This is a genomic window from Streptococcus sp. (assembly GCF_030528045.1).
Classification (GTDB): Bacteria; Bacillota; Bacilli; order Lactobacillales; family Streptococcaceae; genus Streptococcus.
Genome location: NZ_JAUMZR010000002.1, coordinates 78725 through 91605 on the forward strand (window position 1 = coordinate 78725; position 12881 = coordinate 91605).

Below are 12881 nucleotides of genomic sequence, written 5' to 3' on the forward strand. Positions count from 1 at the left end.
GCGAAAAAAATTATTTTAATCCTGTTCAGAAACAACTTTTATTTCTTTATCATTTACAATAACAGCTTGTGAATTGTTCATTCGCATTAAGTCGAGCTGATTTTTATAGGTTTCAAAGGTCTTCTTGCTACTATCAGTAAAAGGCTCCTCACTATAATGTGAAAGGATGTAAAACTCCACTACATCCAATCCCGCTGTATCAGATAACTCTGTTGCTACCGTCTTGTCGTCCATGAGTTTATTGTAGTCAATATCCTTGGCTGTAATGATATCCCCTGCTGATTCTCCCACATAGACCAACCCTTCTCTTATTTGCTCTTTGATGAGAGATAGGAGTTGCTTTTTCTTTAATTCTTGCAATAAATAAAAGGTATTCCCGCCTGAGATATAAAGAATCTTGCTTTGGAAAATCTTTGCCTGTGCAGTTTCTCGATCACAAGAAGCAATATCTAAAACCTCTAGCTCAAATCCTAAATCTCTAAATGTTTGCTGAGCCTCATCGATATAGGCAGTATAATCCTCTTTGTTCCCAGCGGTAGGAATAAATAAAACCTTGTTTTCTAGATTCTTTTCCTTTGCATAATCGCTAAAAAGCTTTTTGACTCCAGCAAAGTATGAACATAAAAATAACTGTTTCACGATTGTACCTCCATTAATTTTTAACAATTTTATAAAGGATCCATGATCCCTTTCTTTGACTAGTTACGAGCTCAAACCCTACTGATAACAAGAATCGTCTAAATGCTTTTTCGCTTTGCACCTCTGGTAAAAAGTAAGATAACTTGTTATACTCACAAGCCAGTAAGAGTATCCCGTCTGATTTGAGTATTCTTCGAAGTTCCATAAAAGAAGCCTCTAAATCCTGCCAATGAAAATGAGTTTGAAAGGCTGTGATTAAATCAAAACTTTCATCAGAAAAGCCTGTCTCCCTAACGTCTCTTCGTTCAAAATTTATATTAGTTATCTCTATCTGTTTGGCTTGAGCTATTGCTGCATCAGAAATATCAATTCCAGTTATAGTACTTTGCGGAAAAGTTTCTTTCAGTAGGATGGTTGAACGGCCATCCCCAACTCCTACATCTAAGATTGCAGGGTAAAATGTCCTATCCAGATGACGAATTGCCCATACAAACATGGGGAGATAGGCTCTATTCCACAATTTCATCATTCGTTTTCCTAGAAAGTCCGAAGGGTTCTTTGATTGCTGAATGAGACGAGAAAACAGTAATATTAAAAGTAAAAAACAAGTGAAACCAATTATATAAATCAAAATCGAGACTCCTCGTATAGCTATATTATACCACTTTAGTAAAATTGTGAATAATTGATGCAGAATAATTAAACAATTTTCAAACCAATTACCAAAAAGAGAGAACCAATTGGTTCTCTCTTTTTATTAGACTGATATCTTCTTAGATAGCAATGAATGTAATCATTTCAATCAAGTATCTAAAACAACTTACTTGTTGACTTTCGCCACTAATTATTCTTCCTCAGATTTTTTTCTTTGAGCTAGAGAAATTAATCCCATACCTGATAAAGCAGCCAATAGACCAGCTGTCAAGTGAGATGTCTCCTCAGAACCCGTATTTGGAAGAGTTTTAGTAGTTCTTTCTTCTGTAATACCTTGTTGTTCTGGATTTTCAACTACAGGAAGTTCTACTACTGTTGGAGTATAGAATCCTGAAATAATATTTCCATTGCGATCTTTACGGATCACTTTCACACCTTTGGCTTGTCCTACAAAGTCTGCCTCAGGGGTAAATGTGACGGTGCCATCTGGTGAGATTACATAAGTTCCTTCGCCTGGAACGACTTTTTCAGTTGATCCATCTTCAAAGGTTGGCGGAACTGTCAGATCGACATCACCTGTAAAGTTTGGTTTACCAGTCTGAGTTTGACCTTTAAGACCTTCTGATGTCGCATCACTCACTTGTGTTTGTCCAAGGACAGTCGGTGTGTAGCGAGCAGTAACTAAATTTCCATACACATCCAAACGTTTCACAACCAATCCTTTAGCTGTACCAACAAAGTCTGGTTCTGGAGTAAAGGTAATGTGACCATCTTTATCAATTGTATAGCTTCCTTCACCCGGAACAACCATCGTCGTGCTACCGTCCTCAAAGGTTGGTGGAACAGTCGGATTGATATACCCTTCAAACGTTGGGGTTGCCACTTGTGGTTGGCCTTTTGCTCCTGTAGAAGTCGTGTCATGACCAGTAGATGGATCTACAACTGTTGGACGATAGCTTGCAGTAACTGGAGTACCGTTCTTATTCTTGCGGACAATCGTTACGCCTGTTCCTTTTCCTACAAAGTCTGCCTCTGGGGTGAAGGTAACGGTGCCATCTGGTGAGATTACGTAAGTTCCTTCACCTGGAATCACTTTTTCAGTTGATCCATCTTCAAATGTCGCCGCCACAGTTTCATCAATTGGAACCAGTGGGTCGCCACCTTGGAAAGTTGGAGTACCAGTTTGTGGAAGTCCTTGAGGACCTGTGCTCGTTGCGTTAGCGCTAGTTGGGGTTACCTTAGTCACTGTTGGTTTATAATGTGCTCGGTAAGGAACACCGTTAGAATCATTTACTTGGACAGTAACTGGGTCTGGGGTACCAACAAAATTTTTGTTAGGTTTGAAAGTGACTTGACCAGTGTTAGGGTCTAACTCATAAGTTCCAACTGACTGACCATTGGATGTAGCAGGAACTGAGTTACCAGTAATAGGTTGGCCATTAGCATCCACAAAGATCGCAGGGCGTGAAGCATCTGGAGTAACTGGCGTTTTAGCTGGATCGCCATCATTAAAGATTAGATTTTTGTTTTGTTCTTGACCTTGAACACCAGTTGATTCATATGTTGGTATCTTTCGAACAGTAGGGATGTATCGACCATCCATATTGTTCAAAATGTCATTCTTATTTGGATTTGATGCATCAGTTGATTGCCAGTTAGTTGATGAACCATTTGAGTCTGTACGACGAATATTAATCCCTTCAGCAGTTCCTGTGAAGTCTGCATTTGGTGTGAACTCTACATCGATATCATCACCATTAGCAGTCACTACATAGGTCCCTTCCGGACGCACATAAGTATTGCCGTTGGTTGGAGTCAAGACATTCCCTTGATTATCCAAAATCTGTGGCGCTTGGCTACTCATGCTAGCATTAGTTACAAAATCTGAACGATCAGGTCCTTTAAGTGTGAAGTGAACTGTAGCACTTTGTGTCTCATCTTGAAGACCGGTTGTTTCTTTCTTTTCACCTTGAGGTGGATAAGTACGACGAACCAACATGTCCTCAACTTCACCATTAAATGCAGTCCCGGTAGGCTTCTCAATATCACCTGCATTAGTCGCAATACGCACACGCTTTCCAAGTTGGTCAACTAATACACCACTAAGACTCGGAATATTATACAACTTTTTTTATAGCTTCGCTACTAAGTAAACTTAAAAAATTTTAGTTATTATTTAAATTATAAAAGATAAATTGCAATAATAAGCGCAACACTTACTCTAACTCATGCACTAGAGTTTCATAAGCAGTTCTGTAAGCTAAACATTTTCTTGGTCGGTGATTGATATCATATAAGGCCTTGTTCAAAGCCTCATCAGAGATGGCAGCTAAATCTGTTTTCTTTGGGAAATATTCTCTTAGTAAACCATTTGCATTTTCATTGCTTCCTCTCTGCCAAGATGAATAGGCATCCGCAAAGAAAAAGGAAATTCCTAAATTTTCTACCAGAGGATAGCAAGCGAACTCTTTTCCCCTATCTGAAGTGAAGGTTTTAAGATTCTCTTTTGGAAACAGCTTACAAAGTTGTTCGATGGATGAAAACATGGATTTGGATGTTCTATCTGGTATCTTGAAAGCTAAGTAAAAACGCGTTTTTCGCTCTAGAAAAGTCGCTAAACACCCCTTGCTTTTACCTCTAGAAGACACTACAGTATCAAGTTCCCAGTGACCAAAAGTTTCACGATTTCGAACCTCTTTAGGACGTTTAGCAATAGGTCTGCCAATCCTAAATGTCCCACGTGTTTCTTTGGATTGTCGAGTTCTTCCTTTACGACGAAGGACGCTTAAATCCAAATCAATCAAACCAGCATAGAGCCAGTTATAGATGGTTTTAAAAGCTACCATTGGCTTTTGTTCAAGCTGATAGCGCCCACAAATCTGTTCAGGCGACCAGGAGGATTTTAAACCGTTCTCAATTTCTTTTTCAACTTTGGTGTTAAACAAGACTTCCGACCTTTTTGCTTAGCCCTGTGGTCATACTCTTCCTATGCTAAGTCTGCGGAATAACCATTTTGGAATTGTCTTAACTCTCTTGAAATGGTAGACTTATGGACGCCTAGTTTACTTGCAATTTGACAAGGTTTTAAACCTAATTCCAAGTAGGTTTCTATTTTTATTCGGTCGGTTATGGTAAGATGGCAGTAGCTCATAGTTTTTCCTCGGGTTCTGTTTGTATGATAACTTACAGTTTACACCAATGAAACGCTATGAGTTTTTTTGTTGCACTATATTTTACAATTTATCAAAAGAGAAAAACTACGTATACTTAACTTCAATTATTATTTTGTTATATTTTTCCCTGCATTATAATTTATATAATTTCTTTATTCAAATATTTTATAGATTAAATAAAATTATCAAAATTTCACTTCTAGCTTATAAGAATCAAAAAACCCCTCACTCCAAAGAGCAAGTGGTTCTTGTAATTTTTATTTTTCAAGTAAGCTTAGCGCTTCTGCATCAGCGATAATAGTCACATCAGGGTGGTTTTGTAAGCTACTTGCTGGGAGATTCTCAGTCACTGGGCCTGACACTGTTCCAGCAATGGCTTCTGCTTTCGACTCACCGTAAGCAAAGAGAATAATTGACTTGGCATCCAAGATGTTTTTAATTCCCATTGAAATGGCTTGAGTTGGAACATCTTCAATCTTGTCAAAGAAACGTGCATTGGCTTCGATGGTAGATTGATCAAGTTCTACTAGATGCGTTTGGCTATCAAATGGGGTTCCTGGCTCGTTAAAGCCGATGTGTCCATTGCGACCAATCCCCAAGATTTGCAAATCAACAGGATGGTCAGCCAAAATTTGGTTGTAGCGTTCTACTTCTTCTTCAGCATTATCCTTAACCCCACGAGGCAAGAAACTTTCTTTAAATGGTTTTTGGTTGAATAAGTTTTCCTGCATGAAGTAACGATAAGACTGTGGATTGTCCCCATCAAGTCCTACGTACTCATCAAGGTTGACACTGGTTAGATTTGAAAAATCAAGATCACTCTCAACAATTTCCTTGTAAAACTCAAGCGGACTGCTTCCTGTCGCAAGTCCTAATGTTTGAGCACCATTGGCCAATTTTTCCTTCAAAATCTCAAAAGCAACTTTTCCACCTTCGACTTGATTCTCAACTTTTATAATTTTCATTTTGTATCCTCCATGTTTCTATATTTATTATATGGTATAGACCAATTTTTGTCAAGTGAAAACGATTTAATTTCTAAAAAAAGAGCGTCTAAAGTTGAAACATGTTATAATGGATAAGATTAGAACTTAGAAAGAATGAACAGATATATGAATACAGCTGATTTTGATTTCCACTTGCCAGAGGAATTGATTGCCCAAACGCCCCTTGAAAAACGAGATGCCTCCAAACTCCTTATCGTTAATCGTGAAACGGGAGAAATGCAGGATAAACACTTCCACTCTATTATCGACATGCTGGAACCTGGAGACGCCCTTGTCATGAATGACACCCGCGTTCTTCCTGCCCGCCTCTATGGTCAAAAGGAAGAAACAGGAGGTCATGTGGAACTTCTCCTGCTCAAAAATACTGCAGGTGATGAGTGGGAAGTTCTCGCTAAACCTGCCAAACGTCTCAAGGTTGGTACTCGTGTCAGCTTTGGCGATGGCCGCCTCAGCGCTGTCGTTACGGAAGAATTGACCCACGGGGGCCGCATTGTCTGCTTTGAATACCAAGGAATTTTCCTAGAAGTTTTGGAAAGTCTAGGTGAAATGCCACTACCGCCGTACATCCACGAAAAACTAGATGACCGTGAACGTTATCAAACGGTCTACGCTAAAGAAAGTGGCTCTGCTGCTGCACCGACTGCTGGACTGCACTTTACCAGAGAACTGCTAGCAGAAATCCAAGCCAAGGGTGTTCATCTAGTCTATCTCACTCTTCACGTCGGACTCGGAACCTTTAGACCTGTCTCTGTTGACAATCTGGACGAACATGAAATGCACTCGGAGTTCTACCAACTTTCTGAGGAAGCAGCTGCCACCCTTCGCTCTGTTAAGGAAAATGGAGGCCGTGTCATCGCTGTAGGAACCACTTCTATCCGCACACTGGAAACCATCGGTTCTAAGTTTAATGGGCAAATCCAGGCTGATTCTGGCTGGACCAATATCTTTATCAAACCAGGCTATGACTGGAAGGTTGTGGATGCTTTTTCAACCAACTTCCACCTACCCAAGTCAACTCTTGTTATGCTAGTTTCTGCCTTTGCCGGTCGTGACTTAGTCCTAGATTCCTATCACCATGCCATCCAAGAACACTACCGCTTCTTCAGTTTTGGAGATGCCATGTTTATCTATTAAGAAAATCCCTATTAGGAAACCTAATAGGGATTTTTCTAATCATTCCATACTAAACTTTGGATCTTTCAAACTCTGAACACTGGCATTGATAACTGCTCCGATAATCAAAATCTTTGCAATGAGAATAAACCAGAACATCATGACTACCACGATAATGGAACTGAAAAATCGGACATCAACCAGATGATTGACATAACTATTGACGTAGACAGAAAAGATATTTAATAAAAAGATAAGAGTTAGCAAGACAAAGACACTTCCTGGTAAAACATAGCGGATTCGTGGTGCTTTTACTTTTGGAAGGAAGTAATAAATCATAACTAGAATGGCAAAGATCAAGGCATAGACCAGAGGGCCTGTAAAATCTTGCAGGTAGGAAAATAGCGGACTGTCTGATTGCCAGTAAGTTTTGAGAAGGTTTAGCAACATACGACCAAACATACTCAAAAACAAGGCTAGAGCAAAAAGAATCTGCAAGCCAAAACTAACAAGTAGACTCATCAACTGATGGGAGATAATTCCTCGACTCTTGGTCACCCCATAGGCTTTGTTAAAAGCTTTTTGGAGAAAATCCATTGATTTCGAAAAGGTCCAGAGTGCAGATAAAACGGCAAAACTCAACAAACCAGTCGATGGTTGAGTCAGAACTTCTCGGACAATCTTGGCGACCACATCATACACCGTATCAGGTAAAAATTCCTTGATCGTCAGTAAGAAATTTGAAACCGGAATCTGAAAATAAGGCAAAATATTGACCATTATCATTAGCAAAGGAAAGATTGAAATCAACCAATAGTAGGCAACCGCAACACTGGTCAACTCACTATCAGATGCTTGATAATAATGCAAAAAAGCTTTCAATAAGGGCTTATCCAATAGCTCCTTCCACCACTTTTTCATATCCCATCCTCCGTCATTTTTTTCATCATCTAAGTTCTTCTGATTAAATCTAGCATATCATAAGGTAAAGTATTTGCGGCTTCTTTCAGAGAATAATTTTCTAAATTATTCACATTTTGTCGTAGTTTTTTGGCATACTTGGCTGTTATCAGTTTAGCTTCTTCGTATTCAAAGATTGCCTTACGTTCGAGATAGTAACCTCGTAGCATTTCATCGATATTGTTTGGCTTGATGCGATTGATAACCCGCTCAACAAAGGCACCACTTCCAATAATGGCCGTCTCGCGTAGACGAGACTCTTGCATAAAGCTAATCAGAGAACTCTTGTAAACCCCTTTGAGGTTTTCCAAACTCTCGATAATCAACTCTGTATTTTCCAAATACAACTCTGAAATCTGATCATAGTCAACTGCTAATAGTTTACGAGATTCTTCATTCATCCAACTACGGAAAGTTTTGCCAAAGGTAAACATTTCATGGAGTAGAAAGCGCAGTATCCGTAAGGAAACTAGGAAGTAATAAGTCACTCTAGAAGCGAAATTCCGATTGATACTCTGCTCCATGTTTTTTAGGTAACGTTGGTAAACTCGATAACCACGCTCGCTGATTCTATTTTCCTCGTAGGCTTGCTCCAAACCGTCACTCTCAATACTCAAGATAAGAAGCTTGAGGGACTCCCAGTCTTCTTGGACTCTCTTATTTTCCAGACTAAGGATGAGGTTTTCAATCCGACCATGGTAATTATCAATAGCTGCATAAAGAGGAAGTTTGTTCTTGTGATGGTCCAGCTCTTTTTCTAATTCTGCAGCTACATCATTCAGAATCGCTATATGCATCAAATGATCCTTTCTTTCCTCTTGTCCTTCAGATAAATGAGGGAGAACCAGTAAACCTGTTAGAAAGCTTAATAGTGTAACGCCTGCTACTAGGAAGAGCAACAAAGGATATTCCTGCTCCAAATGACTTGGTATGAGGAGAATGGTCGCGATAGATACTGTCCCTTTAACACCAGAGAAGGTCAAAAGAAGCATATCTTTCATGTACTTATGAATTTGTTTCTTAAGTCGACGCGTCCTCACAAAGTAAAAACCAGCAATCATGACAAAGCGGATCGCAAAAAGCAAGAAGGTCAGAACGACAACTGAAAGCAGTAAAAGAAGGGGATTGTAGAGTGAATTAGACAAAATCGGCTCTGCTATCAACTCTAATTCCATTCCTAAGAGAACAAAGACTGATCCATTTAGCATAAAGGTCACGGTGTGCCAGACGGTCTCCGTCACGGTGTCTACCTGAGCCTCAAGGATCGTAATTTTTTTGAATCGACTGGCCTTCAAAATACCTGCAACCACTACTGCGATAATCCCTGAAACATGAAACTCTTCTGCAATAAAAAAAGTCATGAGTGGCAAACTTAGCTCTAGCAATAGTTCACTGGCTATATCTATCGCTCGCACACTCAATAAAAAGGTATGCAAGAAACGATTGACCATAGCCGTCACAAAACCGACTACAAAACCACCAAGGATAGAAAGTGCTAGGGAAGTCCCAGCTTGGCTTAGAGAAAACGTTCCTGTTGTCCAAGCAGCCAGAGCCATCTGAAAGGCAACCAAACCAGAAGCGTCATTTAAGAGTCCTTCCCCTTTTAGAATATTAGAAACCCGTTTAGGAAAACGAAAACGTTCAGAAAGAGATGCGAAGGCAACCAAATCTGTTGGCCCAAGTGCCGCTCCAACTGCTAAACAGGCAGCCAAAGGAAGAGTCATCCAAAGGAAGTGAGCCATGCCCCCCAAGCTTAAGGTCGAGATAAAAATCACAGGAAAAATCAGAAAGACAACAATCCACCAGTGCTTCAATATGGACGTAATATCCGCTTCTTCTGCCTCCCGAAAAAGTAAGGGACCAATAACCATGGCCAGAAACAGCTTTGTATTGAGATGAAAGTCCGCATCAGGAACAAATAAGCCAATCCCAATCCCCAAAAGGATTTGTACAAGAGGAAGGGGCAAAAAAGGGAGAAGTTTATTGGTCGTGGTTGAAATGATTAAGACAAATAAAAATAGAATCAAGTAAATGAGTAATTCCACACAATTCCTCCTTAATCTTTTTTACAACAAGATTCAAAAATCTCCTTTTGCTCTTGAATTTTCTGATCAATCTTAGAACAGTCTTTGTGCTCAATTTTTTTCTGGCATCGCTCCATTTCAAGAGCCACTAATTTTTTCTTAATTTTAAGCATTTTCTTGCTCATATGTGCTTCGTCGAGCACCCCGACTGCTCGCTCGTGATGCGTTGACTCGACAAAATTTTGGCGCATTGCCTCAAGCTTCTCACGAAGGTATTGTTTATCCATGTCTATACCTTTCTAATTTTTCAATCATAACTAAAAACGGCGGATTATTAACTTGGTTGAGAATTCGATAAATGGCAGCTGTATACTCTTGTTGGTTCAACTGGCTAACAAAATCCAATACAGCGTCCCTCTCGGTATCTCCTCCTTCATGACCATAGTAGATCATGATCGCAATCCGTCCTCCTTTGACAAGCAAACGACACAGTTTCTCTAATGCTTCGATAGTAGTCTGAGGTTGGGTGATGATGGATTTGTCAGCAGAAGGTAAATAACCAAGATTAAAAATCCCTGCCTTAGCTTCTGTCACAAACTGGTCTAGTGTCTCATGACCTTTCAAGATTAACTGGGCATTTTTCATTCCAGCCTGATCCAAACGCTCTTGCGTCTTCTCCAAAGCCTGCTCCTGAATATCAAAGGCATAGACTTGCTTGGCTAACTTGGCTAAAAAAAGAGTATCATGACCATTGCCCATGGTCGCATCCACTACAATATCCTCTTTTGTCACAACTTCCGCCAAAAAATCATGCGCCATCTCAAGTGGTCTTTTCATTTTTAAACTCCTGTTTTACAGCCTTGCATCCTTGCACACTTCCACGACGTCGCATCTCAGTTTCAATAGCATTTAGCACTTCCCATTTATTGAGGCTCCACATGGGACCAATCAGCATATCTCTAGGCGCATCTCCTGTAATTCGATGGATGACGATATGCTTGGGAATGATTTCCAACTGGTCACAGATGACCTTGACATACTCATCCTGACTCATCAGTTGCAAGCGTCCTTCGTGGTAATCTCGCTGCATCCGCGTATTGGTCATGAGGTGAAGCAAGTGCAGTTTAATTCCTTGAATGTCATTGTCCGTGACACAGCTACGAACATTTTCAACCATCATCTCATGGGTTTCCCCAGGAAGACCGTTAATCAAATGGGAAACAATTTCAATCTTGGGATATTTTCTCAAGCGTTTTACAGTTTCAACATACAATTCATAAGAATGGGCACGGTTAATCAGGTCAGAGGTTGCTTCAAAAGTAGTCTGTAACCCCAATTCTACCGTCACATGCATGCGTTTCGATAACTCAGCCAAATATTCGATGGTTTCATCAGGTAAACAGTCTGGCCGTGTTCCGATATTGATCCCTACTACACCTGGCTCGTTGATAGCCTGCTCATATCGCTCCCGAATCACTTCCACCTTTTCATGGGTGTTGGTAAAATTTTGAAAATAAACCAAGTACTTCTGAACATCTGGCCACTTGCGGTGCATAAAGTCAATTTCCTTATAAAATTGCTCACAGATAGGGGCATCCGGTGCCACGATAGCATCTCCAGAACCTGAAACCGTACAAAAAGTACAACCACCATGGGCTACAGTTCCATCCCGATTGGGACAGTCAAATCCCGCATCGATAGGAACTTTGAAAGTCTTCTCTCCAAAAAGTTTTCGATAATAATCATTCAAGGTATTATAAGATTTCATAACTTTCATTATAACAAAAAACACCTACAATCTCAAAAGCCTGACTTTCCTACAAATTCCCTTGTTTCTCATTTCCTTTAGCGTTTTTTTATGATACAATATGGGTATGATTTTAATGAAAATAGCATCTATTTTATTATTGATATTAACCTTGGTGGTTTGCTTTATTGTCACCAAGCTTTTCGGACTTAGGAAAATAGGATTTAATTTCGCGGATCTAGCTTTTCCACTTTTGGCATTTGAGTACTACCTGATTACTGCTAAAGCCTTTACCCACAACTTTCTACCGCGACTTGGAGTCGCACTTTCTCTCCTGGCAATCCTCATTGTAGTCTTTTTCCTTGTCAAAAAACGAAGTTTTTATTACCCTAAATTCATCAAATTCTTCTGGAGAGCCGGTTTTCTCCTTACCTTAATCATTTACATTGCTATGATTATCGAATTGATGATGCTCCCATAAAAAACATTCCCTCAGACAGCTGTCTAAGGGAATGTTTTTATCTTCATAACTTATTTTCTAAGCTCTACCAAGATACTTTTTTTATTTCCTAAATGTTAAGGAGTAGAATTTGCCATCCCAAAGAAGTTTCATTTCCTTTTCCTTAACTTCGCTTGGAACAGCATTCTCAATTTCACTCAAATCAACAGTAGCACCTTTGAAATAATCCTTACTAAAATGATTTTTCTTATATTGCTGATCCACATAGTCAGCCATCTCATCTGCAATTAATATCTTAGTCCCTGGCTTCGCCACTCGTAGCATTTCCTGCATAGCCTTGGCCTTATCATTGAAAAAATTGATTCCGCCAATATGGTAGACAATGTCAAAACTATTATCTGCAAAGGGGAGATCCTCCGCACAAGCATGGAAAAGTTGCAGATTGGTCTTTTTCGCGCAAGATTTCTGGCATTTTTTTAGCATACTGATAGAAATATCCACCCCTACAAAGTCTAAACTTTTCAGGTCAATTGCCTCAGGAATATAACGTAGGTCTTGACCAGTCCCGATAGAGACATAAAGAACAGATAAATTATCCTTCCATTCTATTTCCTCCATCAGATCCCTTCTCAACTTATCAATCGCCTTGCCGTGGAGAAGTGGTCCTATCCATTTCTCACTCATATCGTACCAGCGAGTTATACGGTTATACATGGTCATGTATTTAGCATTATCTCCAGATAGATAATCTGGATTAAGAGACTGACAGATGGCCCCATCATTTTGAAAATTTTCTACCTCCAAACCTGACTTCAATTTATCTTGTAATCTTGTTCCAATCATATACAGCATCTCCTTTTCTATTTGTCACCTATTATAGAGAAATTCATCCCAAAAACAATAGCTTTTCAGTAAGTGGCAACTATCCACTTGTATCCGGTAGTAGAACCAGGGTCAGTTACAAAAAAAACAAGTGCCAATTTCCATTGACACTTGTTTCTACTTTTAAACTGTGTTGCAAAATTTCGTGAAAGATATCGTTTAAAAAACGGCTCTATAATATCTGTAGTGGGTAAAAACCACTATGGAAATTATGGAGCTTTT

General features: G+C 39.6%; 12 protein-coding genes and 1 pseudogene. 2 read left to right on the forward strand and 11 right to left on the reverse strand.

Translation table 11 applies throughout. The features are described 5' to 3' along the window. Nucleotides 1-15: 15 nt before the first annotated feature. The 5 genes and pseudogenes from Q4A91_RS00975 to Q4A91_RS00995 all read right to left on the reverse strand — a co-directional run bounded on the left by Q4A91_RS00975 (nucleotide 16) and on the right by Q4A91_RS00995 (nucleotide 5431). Nucleotides 16-639 (reverse strand): Type 1 glutamine amidotransferase-like domain-containing protein, encoded by a 624-nt coding sequence (locus tag Q4A91_RS00975; RefSeq protein WP_303204097.1) that lies wholly within the window; start codon nucleotides 637-639, stop codon nucleotides 16-18. A gap of 13 nt (nucleotides 640-652) precedes the next feature. Further along, complete coding sequence (locus Q4A91_RS00980; RefSeq protein WP_303204084.1) at nucleotides 653-1270, reverse strand: class I SAM-dependent methyltransferase; 618 nt, start codon at nucleotides 1268-1270, stop codon at nucleotides 653-655. Nucleotides 1271-1483: 213 nt separating this feature from the next. After that, nucleotides 1484-3364: an LPXTG cell wall anchor domain-containing protein gene (locus tag Q4A91_RS00985; RefSeq protein ID WP_303204085.1), complete on the reverse strand. Its 1881-nt coding sequence runs from the start codon at nucleotides 3362-3364 to the stop codon at nucleotides 1484-1486. A 145-nt stretch (nucleotides 3365-3509) separates the two neighbouring features. Further along, nucleotides 3510-4444 (reverse strand): annotated as a pseudogene (locus tag Q4A91_RS00990) (IS30 family transposase). Between the two features lie 279 nt (nucleotides 4445-4723). Beyond that, nucleotides 4724-5431 (reverse strand): glucosamine-6-phosphate deaminase, encoded by a 708-nt coding sequence (locus Q4A91_RS00995; RefSeq protein ID WP_303204086.1) that lies wholly within the window; start codon nucleotides 5429-5431, stop codon nucleotides 4724-4726. A gap of 147 nt (nucleotides 5432-5578) precedes the next feature. Between Q4A91_RS00995 and queA the strand changes: the two genes are divergently transcribed. Next, on the forward strand, nucleotides 5579-6607 hold the full coding sequence (queA, locus tag Q4A91_RS01000) for a tRNA preQ1(34) S-adenosylmethionine ribosyltransferase-isomerase QueA (RefSeq protein WP_303204087.1): 1029 nt from the start codon (nucleotides 5579-5581) through the stop codon (nucleotides 6605-6607). Nucleotides 6608-6646: 39 nt separating this feature from the next. Here the strand turns inward: queA and Q4A91_RS01005 are convergent, their stop codons facing one another. From Q4A91_RS01005 to Q4A91_RS01025, 5 genes are read right to left on the reverse strand one after another with little or no spacing between them, the layout of a single operon-like run. Further along, nucleotides 6647-7507 carry a YihY/virulence factor BrkB family protein gene (locus Q4A91_RS01005; protein WP_084878610.1) on the reverse strand — a complete coding sequence of 287 codons (861 nt, stop codon included), beginning with the start codon at nucleotides 7505-7507 and terminating at the stop codon, nucleotides 6647-6649. Between the two features lie 29 nt (nucleotides 7508-7536). After that, nucleotides 7537-9591, reverse strand: coding sequence for a sodium:proton antiporter (locus tag Q4A91_RS01010; protein ID WP_303204089.1), 2055 nt, complete (start codon nucleotides 9589-9591; stop codon nucleotides 7537-7539). An 11-nt stretch (nucleotides 9592-9602) separates the two neighbouring features. Continuing rightward, nucleotides 9603-9857 (reverse strand): hypothetical protein, encoded by a 255-nt coding sequence (locus tag Q4A91_RS01015; protein WP_000361094.1) that lies wholly within the window; start codon nucleotides 9855-9857, stop codon nucleotides 9603-9605. After that, a complete protein-coding gene (locus Q4A91_RS01020) occupies nucleotides 9850-10407 on the reverse strand; it encodes a class I SAM-dependent methyltransferase (protein WP_303204090.1) in 558 nt (185 codons plus the stop codon). The genes Q4A91_RS01015 and Q4A91_RS01020 overlap by 8 nt, the downstream gene beginning before the upstream one ends. Then, a complete protein-coding gene (locus Q4A91_RS01025) occupies nucleotides 10391-11347 on the reverse strand; it encodes a TIGR01212 family radical SAM protein (RefSeq protein WP_303204091.1) in 957 nt (318 codons plus the stop codon). Before Q4A91_RS01025 ends, Q4A91_RS01020 begins: the two co-directional genes overlap by 17 nt. A 91-nt stretch (nucleotides 11348-11438) precedes the next feature. Between Q4A91_RS01025 and Q4A91_RS01030 the strand changes: the two genes are divergently transcribed. After that, complete coding sequence (locus tag Q4A91_RS01030) at nucleotides 11439-11798, forward strand: DUF3397 domain-containing protein (RefSeq protein ID WP_303204093.1); 360 nt, start codon at nucleotides 11439-11441, stop codon at nucleotides 11796-11798. An 81-nt stretch (nucleotides 11799-11879) separates the two neighbouring features. Here Q4A91_RS01030 and Q4A91_RS01035 read toward each other — a convergent pair whose 3' ends face one another. Next, on the reverse strand, nucleotides 11880-12620 hold the full coding sequence (locus Q4A91_RS01035; RefSeq protein ID WP_303204094.1) for a class I SAM-dependent methyltransferase: 741 nt from the start codon (nucleotides 12618-12620) through the stop codon (nucleotides 11880-11882). Nucleotides 12621-12881 lie beyond the last annotated feature (261 nt).

What these genes read in the sequence shown, in the direction of transcription:
- Q4A91_RS01015 (WP_000361094.1), bottom strand. Translation starts at nt 9,857, where the DNA reads ATGGATAAACAATACCTTCGTGAGAAGCTTGAGGCAATGCGCCAAAAT.
- Q4A91_RS01035 (WP_303204094.1), bottom strand. Translation starts at nt 12,620, where the DNA reads ATGATTGGAACAAGATTACAAGATAAATTGAAGTCAGGTTTGGAGGTA.
- queA (WP_303204087.1), top strand. Translation starts at nt 5,579, where the DNA reads ATGAATACAGCTGATTTTGATTTCCACTTGCCAGAGGAATTGATTGCC.
- Q4A91_RS00995 (WP_303204086.1), bottom strand. Translation starts at nt 5,431, where the DNA reads ATGAAAATTATAAAAGTTGAGAATCAAGTCGAAGGTGGAAAAGTTGCT.
- Q4A91_RS01030 (WP_303204093.1), top strand. Translation starts at nt 11,439, where the DNA reads ATGGGTATGATTTTAATGAAAATAGCATCTATTTTATTATTGATATTA.
- Q4A91_RS01005 (WP_084878610.1), bottom strand. Translation starts at nt 7,507, where the DNA reads ATGAAAAAGTGGTGGAAGGAGCTATTGGATAAGCCCTTATTGAAAGCT.
- Q4A91_RS01020 (WP_303204090.1), bottom strand. Translation starts at nt 10,407, where the DNA reads ATGAAAAGACCACTTGAGATGGCGCATGATTTTTTGGCGGAAGTTGTG.
- Q4A91_RS01025 (WP_303204091.1), bottom strand. Translation starts at nt 11,347, where the DNA reads ATGAAAGTTATGAAATCTTATAATACCTTGAATGATTATTATCGAAAA.